Source organism: Streptomyces sp. NBC_00094, from assembly GCF_026343125.1.
GTDB lineage: Bacteria > Actinomycetota > Actinomycetes > Streptomycetales > Streptomycetaceae > Streptomyces.
Genome location: NZ_JAPEMB010000001.1, coordinates 1,586,315 through 1,602,247 on the forward strand (window position 1 = coordinate 1,586,315; position 15,933 = coordinate 1,602,247).

Annotated in this window: 12 protein-coding genes; 6 read left to right on the plus strand and 6 right to left on the minus strand. The window is 73.8% G+C overall.

Annotated elements, in window-relative coordinates:
- Nucleotides 1-15: 15 nt before the first annotated feature.
- Nucleotides 16-945, minus strand: coding sequence for an NADP-dependent oxidoreductase (locus OG580_RS06790; protein WP_267042723.1), 930 nt, complete (start codon nucleotides 943-945; stop codon nucleotides 16-18).
- A 139-nt stretch (nucleotides 946-1,084) separates the two neighbouring features.
- On the opposite strand from OG580_RS06790, the gene OG580_RS06795 reads away from it, so the two are divergent.
- The gene (locus tag OG580_RS06795) at nucleotides 1,085-1,381 is read left to right on the plus strand and encodes a hypothetical protein (protein WP_267042724.1); all 297 of its coding nucleotides are present in this window, start codon (nucleotides 1,085-1,087) and stop codon (nucleotides 1,379-1,381) included.
- Between the two features lie 89 nt (nucleotides 1,382-1,470).
- Here OG580_RS06795 and OG580_RS06800 read toward each other — a convergent pair whose 3' ends face one another.
- Nucleotides 1,471-2,985, minus strand: a complete 1,515-nt coding sequence (locus tag OG580_RS06800; protein ID WP_267042725.1) for a hypothetical protein — start codon at nucleotides 2,983-2,985, stop codon at nucleotides 1,471-1,473.
- Nucleotides 2,986-3,183: 198 nt separating this feature from the next.
- Between OG580_RS06800 and OG580_RS06805 the strand changes: the two genes are divergently transcribed.
- Together OG580_RS06805 and OG580_RS06810 are read left to right on the plus strand one after the other, a co-directional pair.
- The gene (locus OG580_RS06805; RefSeq protein ID WP_267042726.1) at nucleotides 3,184-3,822 is read left to right on the plus strand and encodes a hypothetical protein; all 639 of its coding nucleotides are present in this window, start codon (nucleotides 3,184-3,186) and stop codon (nucleotides 3,820-3,822) included.
- 106 nt (nucleotides 3,823-3,928) lie between these two features.
- The gene (locus OG580_RS06810; RefSeq protein WP_267042727.1) at nucleotides 3,929-4,840 is read left to right on the plus strand and encodes an MBL fold metallo-hydrolase; all 912 of its coding nucleotides are present in this window, start codon (nucleotides 3,929-3,931) and stop codon (nucleotides 4,838-4,840) included.
- Nucleotides 4,841-4,859: 19 nt separating this feature from the next.
- Here OG580_RS06810 and OG580_RS06815 read toward each other — a convergent pair whose 3' ends face one another.
- Entirely contained in the window at nucleotides 4,860-6,161 is a 1,302-nt protein-coding gene (locus OG580_RS06815; RefSeq protein ID WP_267042728.1) for an enolase C-terminal domain-like protein, read from the minus strand.
- Nucleotides 6,162-6,292: 131 nt separating this feature from the next.
- On the opposite strand from OG580_RS06815, the gene OG580_RS06820 reads away from it, so the two are divergent.
- Nucleotides 6,293-7,315, plus strand: a complete 1,023-nt coding sequence (locus tag OG580_RS06820) for a phosphotransferase family protein (RefSeq protein ID WP_267042729.1) — start codon at nucleotides 6,293-6,295, stop codon at nucleotides 7,313-7,315.
- A 6-nt stretch (nucleotides 7,316-7,321) separates the two neighbouring features.
- Nucleotides 7,322-8,536: an acyl-CoA dehydrogenase family protein gene (locus OG580_RS06825; protein ID WP_267042730.1), complete on the plus strand. Its 1,215-nt coding sequence runs from the start codon at nucleotides 7,322-7,324 to the stop codon at nucleotides 8,534-8,536.
- 22 nt (nucleotides 8,537-8,558) lie between these two features.
- Here OG580_RS06825 and OG580_RS06830 read toward each other — a convergent pair whose 3' ends face one another.
- The 3 genes from OG580_RS06830 to OG580_RS06840 all read right to left on the minus strand — a co-directional run bounded on the left by OG580_RS06830 (nucleotide 8,559) and on the right by OG580_RS06840 (nucleotide 14,473).
- On the minus strand, nucleotides 8,559-12,995 hold the full coding sequence (locus tag OG580_RS06830) for an AAA family ATPase (RefSeq protein ID WP_267042731.1): 4,437 nt from the start codon (nucleotides 12,993-12,995) through the stop codon (nucleotides 8,559-8,561).
- A gap of 25 nt (nucleotides 12,996-13,020) precedes the next feature.
- Nucleotides 13,021-13,614, minus strand: coding sequence for a TetR/AcrR family transcriptional regulator (locus OG580_RS06835; protein WP_267042732.1), 594 nt, complete (start codon nucleotides 13,612-13,614; stop codon nucleotides 13,021-13,023).
- An 82-nt stretch (nucleotides 13,615-13,696) separates the two neighbouring features.
- Nucleotides 13,697-14,473: an SDR family oxidoreductase gene (locus tag OG580_RS06840; protein ID WP_267042733.1), complete on the minus strand. Its 777-nt coding sequence runs from the start codon at nucleotides 14,471-14,473 to the stop codon at nucleotides 13,697-13,699.
- Nucleotides 14,474-14,680: 207 nt separating this feature from the next.
- On the opposite strand from OG580_RS06840, the gene OG580_RS06845 reads away from it, so the two are divergent.
- Nucleotides 14,681-15,925, plus strand: coding sequence for a DUF1343 domain-containing protein (locus OG580_RS06845; RefSeq protein WP_267042734.1), 1,245 nt, complete (start codon nucleotides 14,681-14,683; stop codon nucleotides 15,923-15,925).
- Nucleotides 15,926-15,933: the final 8 nt, after the last annotated feature.

A 15,933-nucleotide genomic window follows, 5' to 3' on the forward strand; every position in this document is an offset into this window, starting at 1 on the left:
CGTCGACCTCGCCGTTCAGGGGACGGTGACGACGACCTTGCCGTTCAGTCCGCCCTCGGCGTTTGCGCGCTGGGCGTCGGCCGCCCGCTCCAGGGGGAACGTAGCGGCCACCCGTACCGTGAGGACGCCCTCGTCGACCAGGTCCGCGAGGGCCGCGAGGTCGGCGGCGTCCGGGCGGACCCAGAAGTAGCGGCCTCCGAGGGCGAGGACCTCGCCGTCGGCGATCGAGGCGAGGCGGCCGCCCGGGGCGAGCAGGTCGGCGGAGAGCCGCAGGAACGGGCCGCCGATCGTGTCGAGGACGGCGTCCACGCCCTGCGGCGCGAGGGCCCTGAGCTGCTCGGCGAACGTGAGCTCGTCGTAGCGGACGGGCTCGGCGCCGAGCTCCGCCACCCTCGCCTGCCCGGCGTCCCGCGCCGCGCCGATGACCCGGCAGCCGAGGTGGCGGGCGATCTGCACCGCCATCGAGCCGACCCCGCCGGCCGCCGCGTGCACGAGGACGGTCTCGCCGGGGCGGACCGCGAGGGCGTGGTGGAGCACCTGGTAGGCGGTGAGGCCGACGAGGGGCAGGGCGGCGGCCTCGTCGAAGCCCAGGGTGCGCGGCTTGCGGGCGAGGGTGCGGACGGGTGCTGCGACCAACTCGGCGAAGGTCCCCCGGGAGAGGAAGTCCTCGCGTACGTACCCCATGACCTCGTCGCCCACGGCGAACTCGGTGACGGAGACGCCGGGCCTGACGACGACCCCGGAGACGTCCCAGCCGGGGATGACCGGGAAGACCGCGTCCATCATGCCGTCGAGGTATCCGGCCTGGCACTTCCAGTCGACGGGATTGACGGAGGCCGCCCGCACCTCGACCAGGACCGCGTCCGGCCCGACCTTCGGGTCGGGCAGCTCGCCGTACTCCAGGACCTCGGGGCCGCCGTACCGGCGGTAGCTGATCGCCTTCATACCCCGACCCTCGGCGGGGCGCCGGGCTCTCGCAAGTCAGGACGGAGGGAGTAGTCGCGACAATCCGTGCGAATCAGGACGATAGGGATGTAGGGCACTAGCCTGGAAGGGTCAGCCGACCCCTCACAGAGGCCACGTCATGACCGTCCTCCACCACGAACACCCCACGCACGCACACAGCCACGGTCCGTCGTGCGGGCACACCGCCGTCACGCACCGGGACCATGTCGACTACGCCCACAACGGACACCTGCACCGCGAGCACGCCGGACACTGGGACGAGTGCGAGACCACCTCACACGTCGCGCACACCCACCCCGACCACACGCACGGGCCGGAGTGCGGACACGCCGCCGTCGCGCACGGCGACCACCTCGACTACGCGCACGACGGGCACCGGCACGCGGCGCACGGCAACCACTGGGACGACCACTGACGTGGATGCGGGAGTCCCGTGCGAGACGTTTCCGGGACCGCTGCCGCAGGCCTGATCCGTGCCTGTGATCGCCGGGTGGGCGTCGTCTCTCAGCGTCGGGCCGGCGGCGGGGTTGCGGCGCCGTTCAGGCAGCGGTCGAGGAGTGCGCGCATGCGGGCGGCGGGGAGGGACGGGTTGGCCGCGGCGCCTTCTGCGGTGCGGGGGTCGGCGAGGAGGGCCTCCAGGGTCTCCGGCGTCAGGCCCGGGTTGGCGGCGGCGGCCCGGCGCACCGACTCGTCGGGGTCGTCCACCGGGGGGTCGGGCAGGGTGGGATCGGCCGCGGCCAGGGCGCGCACCTCGGGGTCCGGGTGACCGATGAGGTGGGTCCGGCCCGTGCGGGGGAAGCCGGGCAGCGTCAGCAGGTCCGAACGGTGGTCCGGGCGGGTGACGAAGACGTCCAGGAGGAGGTGTGGCGGGGCCAATGGGTGGTTGCAGGCCAGCCGGATCCGGACCTCCTCGTCGTCGTCCTGCGCGAGTGTCCCGACGAGTTCTGCGGGCAGGCCGCACCAGCTCGCCGCAACCCGGCGGAGCACCGGTTCCCCGGACGCCGCGCAGGCGGCGAACCAGTCGGGCGACGGCACGGTGGCCGGGTCGGGGTCCGGCTCGGTGATCGGGCAGATGCATTCAGGACCGTGCCCGATGACCCGGTCGATCACGTCGTACTCGGCCCAGGTGCGGGGGAAGGGGTGGAGGCGTGCGCGCATCCGCACGTCCTCGTCCGGGTCCTCCCTCAGCTCCGCCACCAGGTCCGGTCCCAGGTCGGGCCGGGCGGCGACCATCTCGCGGACCTTCGCCTCGGGATGCCGGGCGAGCCGGGCGACGGCGTCGGCCGGAGTGTGGGGGTTCCGGGCCAGGGGGTGCACCGTGTCGTCCGCGAAGCACTGCTCGACGAGCGCGGGCGACAGAGCGCACCTGCCGAGCACGAACGGCCTGCTGCTCGGACGGATGGACGGCAGCTCGGCCTCCACCCGTTCCGGGTCCAGCTCCCAGTTCCTGTCCTGCGCCGCTTCACGGACCGCGGGGTCCGGATCGTCGAGCAGCCCCGCCCGCTGCGCCGGGGTCAGCGACTCCCACCGCCAAGTGGCCCGTATCCGGAGTGCGGGGTCCTCGCGGCCGGCCATGGAGCGGAAGAAGGACAGCGGGATCTGCCGGGACGAGTCGAGCTCCCAGATGATCTCGTTCGCGGTGACCTTGCCGTCCTCGCCCCCGTCCTGGGCGGTCAGGAGGGTGACGAGGATGTCGTCCGGCAGTGGTCGGACCCAGCGGGGCCAGGGGCGGAGGTGGGGGTTGGCGAGCCGCGCGCGGACGAGCCCCGACGGGTCCGTTGCCAAGGAGGCGAGTCGCGAAGGATCTACGTGCTGGTTGCGGGCGAGCGCGCCGCGGATCCGCCACTCGGGGTGGCGCAGGGCTGCGTCGATGACGGCGTCGGGCAGGTCGCGGTCCATACACATCAGCTGGCCGAGATCACCGGCCGCTTGACCCATCAGGCGTATCAGTACGTCGGAGGGCGCCGCCGGATTGAACGCGACGCCACGCAGCCACAGCGCTTGGAGAGAATCGGACACCGCGCCATCCTGCCAGCGCTTGTCACCAGGACCGGGGCCTTGTGGCGACCAGTCCGCGCCTGTGGCGGCCGGAGCCACACGCCGCGCGTCCCGGCTCCCCGCGAGGGATGGGCCGGACCGGCCCCAGCCGTAGGCCATGTGGGAGAGGGCGGGCGTGTCCTCGCCGGGCGGTTCGTCGGTGCGGGCCAAGCTCGGGCCATGAGACCCACTCGTATGCGCACGGCCGCGCTCGCCGCCGTGGCGGTCGCGGTGCTGACGGGCACGGGCGCCGCCCAGGCCCAGACTCAGGCCAGGCCCGTCACACAGGTCGCGGTACCTCCCGCGGACCACAACTGCATCAGTCCCGACGGGACCAACCTCAACACCTTCCTCGGCATCAGCGAGCGGATCATGGGTCCGCCGGCCTGCCGCGAGGCCTTCGTGGGCGAGCAGTGGTACCGCGGCTTCCCCTCCTGGGGCACGGCCACCGGCGGCGACGACGCCCGCTATCCCCGCGGCTACACGCCCGCCCGCTTCGACCCGATGGACGACTTCGTCTCGAAGTTCCAGGGGGTCCGGGTCGTCAGCGACATCGGCACGGCCCGGGAGCAGAGCCGGACCTTCGGTCCGGAGACCCTCCGCCGGATCGCCCCCTTCGACGGGCTCCCCTTCGCCACCTTCGCAGCGGGCCCGCTCCCCACGCTCCCGGCCGGCCGGCACACGTCGACGGTCTTCATGCGGCTGAGCGCGGAGCACTGCGACGGGTTGAGCCGGCGGCGCGAGGTCAGCTGCCTGCCCGGAGGCGAGTTCGCCTACACGGGCCCGACGCCCCTCACCCTCTTCCTCAAGAACACCTGACCGAAGCGTGGGGCCGGGGTGTGGACGACGCGCCCCGGCTTCCCCCGGACCGGGCCGACTGGCACGCTTCCCCTGTCCAGTTGAGCTCTCAGCCGGGGGAATCCCTTTGTCTGCCACCGATCCCTATGTGGTCGAACTCGCGCCGAACGTCCATGCCTTCGTCCAGCCCGACGGCGGCTGGTGTCTGAACAACGCCGGGTTCCTCGGCGACGCCCGCGAGTCGCTCCTCGTCGACACGGCCGCGACCGAGCGGCGGGCGCGGCTGCTGCGCGACGCGGTGCTTGCCGAGGGGCTGCCGCTGCCCCGGACCATCGTCACGACGCACCACCACGGCGACCACACCTACGGCAACGGGGTGTTCCTGCCGGAGGCGCGGATCGTCGGGCACGAGAACTGCCGGACCGAGCAGCTCGCCGCCGGCCACCAGCTCCATCTGCTGTGGCCGCAGACCGACTTCGGTCAGGTCGACATCCTGCCGCCGTCCGTCACGTACCGCGAGCGGCTGACGCTGTACGTCGGCGAGATCGAGGTGCGGGTGATCCACCCGGGCGCCGCGCACACGACCGGCGACTCGATCGTGCACCTCCCGGAGCAGGGCGTGGTCTTCACCGGCGACCTCGTCTTCCACGGCGGGACGCCCTTCCTCCCGATGGGGTCGCTCGCCGGTTCGCTGCGCGCGCTCGATCTGCTGCGCTCGCTCGACGCGCCGACGGTGGTGCCGGGGCACGGCCGGGTGACCGACCCCTCCGCGTACGACACGACGGAGCGGTACCTGCTCTGGGTGCGGGAGCTGGCCGCCGAGGGGTACGCGAAGGGGGCGACGCCGCTGGAGACGGCGCGCGGCGCGGAGCTCGGCGAGTTCGCGGCGTGGCAGGAGAGCGAGCGGCTCGTCGCCAACCTGCACCGGGCGTACGCGGAGCTGGAGGGGCTGCCGGAGGGGGCGCCCCTGAATCCGGTGACGGTCTTCGGTGACATGGCGGCCATGAACGGCGGGGTGCCGGTGGCCTGCCACGCCTGAGGCCGTCCGGCCCCCGTCCTCACCAGCGCGGGACCCGGGGGGTGCGCCACTCCGGGTCCGCGACGCGCATCGCCGCCGCGTCGTCGCGCTCCCGCAGCGTGCCGTCGTCGTCGAGCCAGCGGCGGTGCAGGGCGGCGAGCGCGGCCCGGTCGAGCTCGACACCGAGGCCGGGGGCGTCGGAGACGGTCAGCCGGCCCTCGCGGAAGACGGGACGGGTGGTGACGACGTCCTCGGTCTGCCAGGGGTAGTGGGTGTCGCAGGCGTGGTGGAGTGCGGGCAGGGTGGCGGCGACCTGGGTCATGGCGGCGAGGCTGATGCCCAGGTGGGTGTTGGAGTGCATGGAGAGCCCGACGCCGTACGTGCGGCAGAGCGCGGCCAGTTCGCGGGTGCGGTGGAGGCCGCCCCAGTAGTGGTGGTCGCAGAGGACGATCCGTACGGCCTCCTTCGCGAAGGCCTCGGGGACCTCCTCGAAGGTGGTCACGCACATGTTGGTCGCGAGCGGCACCTTCGTACGGGCGGCGATCTCGGCCATCGCGGCGGTGCCGCTCGCCGGGTCCTCCAGGTACTCCAGGACGTCCGCGAGCTCGTGTGCGACGGCCAGTGAGGTCTCCACGGACCAGGCGCCGTTGGGATCGAGGCGGAGCGGGCGGCCGGGGAACTCCTCGGCGAGCGCGCGGATCGCGGCGACCTCCCGCTCGGGCTCGTACACCCCTCCCTTGAGCTTGAAGGAGCGGAACCCGTGGAGGCGGTCGAAGCGGCGTGCCTGGGCGACGATCCCGGCGGGATCGAGGGCCGCGCCCCAGTCGTCCGTCGGGCCGGCGCCCGGGTGGGCGGCCCAGCGGTGGAAGAGGTAGGCGCTGTACTCGACGGTGTCGCGGACCTTGCCGCCGAGGAGGGCGTGGACGGGCAGGCCGAGGGTCTTGCCGAGCGCGTCGAGGCAGGCGGTCTCGAAGGCGGAGACGACGGAGAGGCGGAGCTTGTCGGCGGTCCGGACACCGCGCAGGCCGCCCGCGTCGACACCCTCGTCCAGGGGGATCCCCGTGTCCGTACTCGTCCCGAGAGCCGCGAGGGCGAAGAGCCCGTTCACGTCCGTGACCGGGTGTCCGACAAGGGCCTCCGCCAGCGGGCGGGCGAGGTCGAGGTAGACGCCGTCGCCGTAGGTCTCCCCGAGGCCGCTCACTCCTCCCCTGGTGATCACTTCCACCACGAGTCGGGGCGTGTAGGGCTGATGGACGCCCTGGACGTTGAGGAGAGGCGGGTCGGAGATGAGGATCGGGGTCAGCCGGACTTCGTCGACGAGCATCTTCATCATCGCATCCATACGTGAACTCTATTCAGGGATGCGATCCAGGGACAGAGTGCGGCACGGGGTTTCCCGGCGCCCCTCTGGACGACATACCGACTGGTCGGTCATCATGAACGCCGACCGAAGACGATCCGGAGGTACGCACCATGAGTTCCGCCCCGCCACCAGGTCTCGACCCCGAAGAGCTGCGCCGGTACCTCGACCGCGAGCGGCCCGGCCTGGTGTCCGGCCCCCTCGAAGCCCGGCTGATCGAGGGCGGCCGGTCGAACCTGACCTACGTCGTGACCGACGGCACCGGCCGCTGGGTCGTCCGGCGCCCCCCGCTCGGCCACGTCCTCGCCACCGCGCACGACATGCGGCGCGAGCACCGCGTCATCAGCGCCCTGCACGCGACGGACGTGCCCGTGCCGGAGACGCTGCTGCTCTGCGAGGACGAGTCCGTCCTCGGATCGCCCTTCTACGTCATGGAGTTCGTCGACGGGACGCCGTTCCGCTCGGCCCGGGAGCTCTCGCCGCTCGGCCCCGAGCGCACCCGCGCCGCCGTCCTCGGCCTGGTCGACACCCTCGTCGACCTGCACGCCGTCGACCCGGCGGCGGCGGGGCTCGGGGACTTCGGCCGCCCCGAGGGCTTCCTCGACCGGCAGCTGCGCCGCTGGGGCAAGCAGCTCGACGCCTCGCGCGGCCGCGAGCTGCCGGGGATCGCGGAGCTGCACGCGGCCCTCGGCCGGGCGCTGCCCGCCTCTCCCCCGCCGACCGTCATCCACGGCGACTACCGCCTCGACAACGTCCTCATCGGCGAGGACGACCGCATCCGGGCCGTCCTCGACTGGGAGATGTCCACACTCGGCGACCCGCTCACCGACCTCGGCCTCCTCGTCATGTACAGCACGCCGCTGGACCTGCCGGACTCCCCCATCTCCACGACCGCCACGGCCGCCGGGCACCCGAGCGCCGCCGAACTGGTCGAGCGCTACGCGGCCCGCTCGGGCCGGGACACCTCCGCCCTCGCCTGGTACACGGCCTTCGCCTGGTTCAAGCTCGCCGTGATCCTGGAGGGCATCCACTACCGCTGGACCCTCGGACAGACGGTCGGCGCCGGCTTCGACCGCATCGGCGAACTCGTCCCCGTCTTCATCGAGCACGGCCTGACCACCCTTCAGGAGGGCTGACCCGCCATGGACTTCGCCTACGACGCACGCACCGAGGAGCTCCGCGCGCGACTCCTCGCCTTCATGGACGAGCACGTGTACCCGGCCGAGGCCGTCGCCGAGGAGCAGCGCGCGCTGCTCGCCTCCCCCTGGGACACCCCGGCGGTGGTCGGGGAGCTCAAGGCCGAGGCCAGGCGGCAGGGCCTGTGGAACCTCTTCCTTCCGGACGCCGAGTACGGGGCGGGGCTGACCAACCTCCAGTACGCGCCGCTCGCCGAGATCACCGGCCGCAGCCCGCACCTGGCCCCCACCGCCCTCAACTGCGCCGCCCCGGACACCGGGAACATGGAGCTGCTCGCCCAGTTCGGCGACGAGGCGCAGAAGAAGCAGTGGCTGGAGCCGCTGCTCGCGGGCGAGATCCGCTCGGCCTTCGCGATGACCGAGCCCGAGGTCGCCTCCTCCGACGCGACCAACATCGAGACCCGGATCCGGCGGGACGGCGACTCTTACGTCATCGACGGGCGCAAGTGGTACATCTCCGGCGCCATGAACCCCGACTGCGCCGTCTTCATCGTCATGGGCAAGACCGATCCGGACGAGCCGGACCTCCGCCGCCAGCAGTCGATGATCCTCGTGCCCCGCGACACCCCCGGCGTCGAGGTGCGGCGCGCGATGCAGGTCTACGGGTACGAGGACCACTCCCACGGCGGCCACGCCGAGGTGGTCTTCGACAACGTCCGCGTCCCCGCCTCGCACCTCATCGGCGAGGAGGGCGGCGGCTTCGCCATCGCGCAGGCCCGGCTCGGCCCCGGCCGCATCCACCACTGCATGCGGCTCATCGGCATGGCGGAGCGGGCCGTCGAGCTGATGTGCCGGCGGGCCGTCAGCCGTACGGCCTTCGGAAAGCCGCTCGCCCAGCAGGGCGTCGTACAGAACTGGATCGCGGACGCCCGCGTGACGATCGAGCAGCTGCGGCTCCTCGTCCTCAAGACGGCCTGGCTCATGGACACCGTCGGCAACCGGGGCGCGCACACCGAGATCCAGGCCATCAAGATCGCGACCCCGCGCGCGGTCGTCGACATCCTCGACAAGGCCGTGCAGGCACACGGGGCGGGCGGGGTCTCGCAGGACTTCCCGCTGGCCGAACTGTGGGCCGCGGCGCGGACGCTGCGGCTCGCCGACGGGCCGGACGAGGTGCACCAGCGGTCGCTGGCGCGCCGGGAGCTGAAGAAGTACCTGTAGTCATCGCTCAGCCAGTCGTCGGTCAGCCGAGGCGGAGGCAGAGGACTCCCGTCGCGGTGTGGACGCACAGCCGTTCGTCGTCGAGCCACTCCAGGCCGAGGATCTCCCCGCCGAGGAAGACCCGGTGCAGGACCTCGGTGGTGTCGGCGGCGAACAGCGTCAGGCCGCCGTCGGCGGTGGCCGTCAGGACCGTGGGGCGGCCGTGCCGGGTCTGCAGCCGGAGGGCGGTGACCCGGACGCGGTCGGGGCGCGGGACGACGTCCGGCTCGCCCGCGTAGTCCTCTTTCCGGGTGGGCCAGTTGATCCGGGCGGTGAACCGGCTCCGGACGGTGAGTTCGCCGTCCGGGTCGACGATGCCGAGGACCGGGCCCTGCGGCCAGCGGCCCAGGTCGTGGACGACGTCCCAGCCGTCCACGACCGCCTCGTGGGCTATCTCCCGGCCCGGCAGCGAGCGCACCTCCACGGCGAACCGGGGGTCCGGGGAGTCGGAGCCGCCGTCGTCGCTGGTCATGGGGAAGGGGTTCCAGCGCCCGATGAAGGCCACCACGACTCCCTCGCCGTCGGGCAGGACCCGGACCGAGCGGATCCCGTGCGACCTGGTGTCCACGTAGACACCCTCCGGCGAGTCGCCCGTGTGCAGACCCACGAACTGCTCGGAGTGCTTGGAGTACTTCACGAAGGCGACGAGGCGCGGTGTCCCCTCGTTCGGGGCGGAGGGCGACACCGCCACGGCTCTGAACAACCCGCGCACCCGTGGCAAGGGCCCCGGGGCGCTCTCCGTCGCCTCGCCCGCGCCTTCCGCCTCTCCCGCGATCCAGTGACTCACCTCGACCGGGTGCCGCCACCGGCGTGGGCGCCGCCAGCGGACCACGGGAGCACCCGGGTGCGTGGCGACGACGTACGTGTCGTCCGGATCCTCCAGGCTGTCCAGCGGTACACCGCTCGCACCGTCCAGGAGACGGACGAGGGCGTCGCGGCGGACGCTCACGACGGGGCGGCCGCCGCTCAGCCCGGTCCCGAGGGTCGTCGGGGTCTCCGTGGCCTCGGCTTCGTCCTCGCCCGGCGGGCCGAGATGCCAGGCCTTGGCGGACCAGGCGTCGGCGGCCAGCGAGACCAGCCGGAGGCCGTCGGGGCCGTGGCCCACGGGCAGCAGGAACCGTACGGGGGCGTCGGTGCGGGTGCGGCCGGGCACGGCTCCACGGCTGTCCAGGGCTGTCACCGCGTGCGCGGTGGCGGTGAGGCAGACCGGTTCGGCGTCCGGGCCGGACGTGATGAGGAGGGCGGGGGCGACGACGAGGCCCGCCCACTCGACGACGCGCAGCCCGCCCTTCTCGACGGTGGACGGTGTGCGCCCCCGCCGGACGGTGAGGGCACGTTCGGTGGCCACGGCGGCGGTTCCCCCGCACAGGGCGAGGGCCGAGACCGTACGCCCGCGCAGGAGGCGCCGCAGTTCCCGGTGGACGGTCAGGCTCCCGGGGGACTCGTCGTCGAGCTCCCACACCGTCAGACGGACCCGCCGCCACGGAACGTCCCAGCGGTGACCGCGGGTGACGGCCACGCGCAGACGTCCTCCGTGACGCTCCAGGGCCAGCCCCGTGCCGTCGAACGGGCGCCTCAGGTGCCGGCGGGGGTCGGCGCGCAGGGTGAGCAGGGTGCGCCCGCCGGAGGCGGCGGTCAGGGTGACCGTTCCGGTCCGGTCGAGGACGGCGACGACGCACTCCCCGCCGACCTCGGTCAGGGCGCAGTCCACCACGTGGGGCGGCACGTCCACGGCCCCGATCAGGTCGCGGCTCGCCACGTCCCAGGCCCAGATCCGCTCCTCGCTCCGGAGCGCCGCCCAGGGGCGGGTCGGGCAGCCGTGGACGGCGGTGATCCGACCGAGGTCGCCGGGGAGTTCGGCGAGGAGTTCGCCGCCCTCGGTGTCCCAGGCCCGGACGGGTCCGTCGCGTTCGGCGGTGACCAGGACGGCGGGCCTGCCGTCGACGGGCACGACGGCGGCTCCCCGCACGCCTCCGGTGAACGTGCCGATGGTGGTGTACGGCACGGGGGCCACCTCCGCCCACTCGGTGTCCCAGGGCAGCGACGGGTACCGCCGGCGCACGGCGGCGGCCAGTTCCTCCGCGCCGGACTGAAAGGCGGAGAGGCGCAGTTGGGCGGCGCGTGTGCCGGGGTCGGTCCGGGTGTGCAGGAGGGCGGCGCAGTGCCCGACGGCGCGGGCGGCGGCCCGGGCCTGCTCGGTCGTGGCCCGGTTCAGGACCCGCTGGAGGGCCGAGGTCCCGGCGGTGAGCAGGTACTCCGGGTCGAGGGCGAGGACGTCGAGGAGCTCCGTCCCCTCCGCGTGCTCGGCGAGATGACGGCGTACGTACGGGGGTGCCTCGGCCCAGTCGGGGCCGTGCGGGCCCTCGGGGACGAGCCGGGCCAGGGCGCGGGCCACGCGGTCGCGGACCCCGTCGTCGAGGGTGGTGCGCAGCGCGTCGGCGTACGCCTGGTGGTAGAGGCGGTAGACGGAGCGCCCGTCGGCGTCGAGCTCCTCGACGAGGTGCTCCCCTGCGGCGCCGAGGAGCCAGGCGATGTCCTCCCAGGCGAAGGCGGCGGACGGGCCCGAGCGGGCGGCGGACGGCCCGGCGGACCGAGCCGCTCCGGTCCCGGACGGGCCGGTCGTGCAGGCGCCCGCGATCGTGCGCCAGACACGGTCCGGGGGGAGGCCGGGGCCCTCCGCGAGGGCGAGGGCGGCGAGGAGGGCGAGGCCGCGTGCGTGGTCCGCGCCCAGTTGGTGGCGGAGGACCCGGAGGAAGGTGACGCCCGGGGTCTCGCCGACCTCGGGCACGCGCGCGTGCCAGTCGGGTTCGGCGGTGTCGATCGGGCGGGCCGCACGGCCCAGGTAGCGGGCCGCGATACGGGCCGACAGGAAGCTGCCGTGGACCCGGGCGGCGATCTCCCGGGCGACCGTCTCGGCGGTGGGGTCGTCGTACGGGCCGCGGCTGCCGGGGCCGTCGGGGGCCTGGAGCAGACGGCGGGCGTAGTGGGCGATGTCCCGGCCGCTGCTCTCCCGGGTGTCGTCGAGGTCGAGGACCACCGTGTCCTCGCCGTCGAAGGCGTCGAGGACGTGGGGGCGGGTGCCGACGAGGAGCCGTACGCAGGGGACCCGGAGCAGGGGGCGCAGCAGGTCCTCGGTGATGCGCCGGGCCTCGGTGTCGTCCCCGTGGGCCTCGCCCGCCTCGTCGAGCGCGTCGACGATCAGGTGGAGCGGGGCGCGGCGGGCGGCGAGGGCGCCGAGGAGCGCCTGCGGAGTGTCCGCGGTGAGCCCGGCCGCGTCGGCGACCCCGGCCACGAGGTCTTCGAGGAAGCGGTGCCGGGCGTGGATCGCGGTGGGGGCGGGGGGCTCCGCCGTACGCGCTCCGGAGCGCAGCAGGAGCTTGCCGAGCAGGGCGGACTTGCCGACGCCGGGGCCTCCGGTGACGACCAGGCCCCGGCGCCGGTCGCGGCCGTCATCGGCCAGCCAGTGGCCGATGCGGTCGAGTTCGGCGGTGCGGCCGACGAAGTACGAGCCGTGCCGGCCGGGGGCCATGTGCTCGAAGCCCTGGCCGCGCGGGGCGAAGTGGGTCTCCAGGTCGGCACGTCGGCGGATGCCCTCGGTGCCGGTGCGGGCGAGCCGGGCCGCCAGTTCGGCGACGTCGCCCTCGTCGTACCGGGCCTCGGGGCGGTAGCCGGTGTTCTCGAAGGAGAAGAAGGCGTAGCCCTCGGTCTCGACGTGCGCGCGGGCGGTCTGGTGGATTCCGGCGCTGCGGTAGACGTCGTTGACGGTGTCGACGGTCTGCTCGACGGAGAGGTACCGCTGCTTGTGGGAGACGGAGAGCCGGGCGAGCGCGGTTTCGAGGGCGGCGGCGAAGACCATCGGGGAGGCGGGTTCCCCGGCGCGCGCGACGGCGATCACGGCGAGGTCGGTGAGCCGGCGGCCGCCGGCGGCGCCCTGCCGCAGGGCGGCACGGAGCCCCTCGGCGGCGGTGGCCGCGTCGGCGCCGCCCTGCCCGGCGCCGCAGGTGTCGATGACGAGGAGGACCCGTTCGGCGCCTGATTCGAGGACGTAGCGGGTGAGGTCCTCGGCGGCGAGCGCGGTGCCGGCGAGCCGGTCCGGGTGACTGTCCGAGCAGAGCAGGTAGTGGCGGCCGGGGCCCGCGACGCCGTGGCCGGTCCAGTAGAGGGCGACGGCGGTGCCGGTGCGGTCGGCGCGGTAGGCCCAGTCGAGGAGCCGGTCCCTGGTCTCGCCGAGGGGGGCGTCGGCTATGCGCTCGTCGACGCGGTAGCCGAGCTCGCCGAAGAGCCGGACGGCCGCGTGTAACTCCTCGTCGGCGAGGGGGAGTCCGGCGGCGTGCCGATAGCTTCCCGTGCCCACGACGACGAGCCTGCGGTCGACGCCCGCCCGCTCGTGTGTCCCGTTCGCCCCGCCCGCCCCGTCCACGCCGCCAGTTATACCCGTACCGGCGTCAGGGGCGCAGGGCCCGCAGCAGGAGGTCGGCGAGGTGGTCGGCGACCTGCGCGGAGGTGAGCGGGCCGTCCGGGCGGTACCAGGTGGAGAGGTGGTGCACCGAGCCGAAGTGGTAGTCGACGACCAGGTCGGCGGGGGTCGCCGAGGAGAACACCCCGGCCTTCTGCCCCTCTTCGACCAGGGCCCGGAACCGCTCGTGGTAGCGCCGCCGCTCGGCCCTGACCTGCTTGTTCTTCTCCGGGCTGAGGTGGTGCATGGAGCGGAAGAAGATGGCGGCGTCGTCGAGGTTCTCGATGGTGGTGACGACGACGTCGGCGGCGGCGGCGCGCAGCCGCTCCTCGATGGGCGCGTCGGCGTCCGCGTACGCGTCGAGCCGCTCCTGCTGGAGGCGCAGGACCCGGGAGTAGACCTCCTGGAGGAGGTCCTCCTTGGAGCCGAAGTAGTGGTAGAGGGCGCCCTTGGTGACCCCGGCGGCCTCGACGATCTCCTGGACGGAGGTGCGGTCGTAGCCCTGCTCCGCGAAGAGCCGGGTGGCGGCGGCGAGGAGCCTCTGAGGGACCGGCGCCCCGCTCTCGTCCGTCGTCCTGGCCATGCCGCCGCCTTCCCTCGTGATCGTTCCTGGTCGGGGGAACACCGTTCCCGTCCGTAGATCTTCCCACCCGCCGGGACCCCGGCTAGCGGGCGCCCGTCTCCCATGTGCGCTGGACGTGGTTCATGGTGCCGAGCCAGCGTTCGGGGTCGGTGGCGCGGTTGCGGTAGTAGGCGGCGACCTCGGGGTGGGGCAGGACCAGGAACCGGTCGGCGTCGATGGCCTCGATGAGGGCCTCGGCGACGTCCTCGGGCTCGATGGCGGTAGGGGTGAGGACGAGCTCGCCGGCCGATCCGGCGGCGGTCAGCATGTCCGTACGGACGCCCTGCGGGCAGATGGCGTGGACCTTGAGGCCGCGGTGGCGGTAGGTGAGGGAGAGCCATTCGGCGAAGGCGTACGCGCCGTGCTTGGAGACGCTGTACGGCGCCGCGCCGATCATGGTGAGCAGTCCGGCGGCGGAGACGGTGGAGACGAACCGGCCGCTGCCTCGCTCCAGCCACTCGGGGAGCAGGGCGCGGGCCGCGCGGACGTGGGCCATGACGTTGACGTCCCAGGCGGCGGCCCAGACGTCCTCGTCGGCGAAGACGTCGCCGGGCGAGGAGAGTCCGGCGTTGGCGCACCAGACGTCGATGGTGCCGCCGAGGGCCTCGCGGGCCTCCTCGACGACGGCGGAGGCGTCGCCCGGGACGGCGAGGGCGCCGATCTCCTCGGCGACGGCCTTGGTACGGACGGGGTCGAGGTCGTTGACGACGACCCGGGCCCCTTCGGCGGCGAAGCGGCGGGCGAGGGCGGCACCGATCCCGCCACCCGCTCCCGTGACGACCACGCCGGCGCCCTGAACGGCACTCGCGTCCGCGCTCATGGATGAACCCACCTCTCCGAACCCCACCGGGACGGTGACGACGATGACGATGACGATGACGATGACGACAGCGGCAGACTAACCGGTCGGTATGTCGTGAGGGAAGAGTCCGTCCGCACGCCTCGTTCCCCGGCGCGGTCAGGAGCGCTAGCGTGCGTGCCCATGTCACGCGCCCCGGCCGGGGACGGCGATCGAGGAGGTTTCCGCATGAACCTGTCGCGACGGAGTCTGCTGGCCGCCGGGGGCGCGGTGGGCGCGGTGGCGGCCGTCGCCCCCACCGCCTCGGCCGCCTCCGGCGGGCGCCCCCGGGTGCGTACCGGCTTCGAGCGCCTCGCGGCGGACGGGTACGCCCTGCTGGCCGGCGAGCGGGTGGGCGTCGTCACCAACCCGACCGGGGTCACCGCGGACGCCCGGCACGTCGTGGACGTGATGCACGCCGACGAACGGGTGAACCTGGTCGCCGTCTTCGGCCCCGAGCACGGCTTCCGGGGCACCGCGCAGGCCGGCGGCTCCGAGGGGCGGTACGACGACCCGGCGACCGGGCTGCCCGTCTACGACACGTACCTGAAGAGCGGGCAGCCGCTGGCGGACGTCTTCACCGCCTCCGGGGTGGACACCGTCGTCTTCGACATCCAGGACGTCGGCGCGCGCTTCTACACGTACATCTGGACGCTGTACGACTGCATGGTGGCCGCCGCTCTCGCCGGGAAGCGTCTCGTCGTCCTCGACCGGCCGAACCCGGTGACCGGGCGGGCGGCGCTCGGCCCCGTCCTCGACCGGGCGTTCGCGACCTTCGTCGGACGTGAGCCGATCGCGCAGGCGCACGGCATGACGGTCGCCGAGCTCGCGCTGCTCTTCAACGCGGAGTTCCTGGCCACCCCCGTGGCCCTGGAGACCGTCCGGATGACAGGGTGGCGGCGCGCGGAGTTCTTCGACGCGACCGGGCTGCCCTGGGTGCCGCCGAGCCCGAACATGCCGACGCCCGACACCGCGCTCGTCTACTCCGGCACCTGCCTCTTCGAGGGGACGAACCTCTCCGAGGGCCGGGGCACGACCCGCCCCTTCGAGCTGCTCGGCGCCGAGGGGATCGACCGGCGGTGGGCGGAGGCGGCGAACGCCCTCGGGCTGCCCGGAGTCCGCTTCCGCGAGGCGTACTTCGCCCCGACCTTCTCCAAGTTCCAGGGGAAGACCGTGGGCGGGGTGCAGCTGCACGTCCACGACCGGGAGTCCTTCGACCCGGTCCGGACCGGGATCGGGCTCCTGGTCACCGCCCGGCGTTCGTGGTCCGGCTTCGCCTGGCGGGCGGACAACTGGATCGACAAGCTGACCGGCTCGACGCGGGTACGGACCCTGATCGACGCGGGCGCGGACACCGGCGAGGTCGTCGGGGCGTGGGAGGCGGAGCTGGCGGCCTTCCGCGCGGTACGGACGGAGCATCTGCTGTACCGCTGACGGGCGGT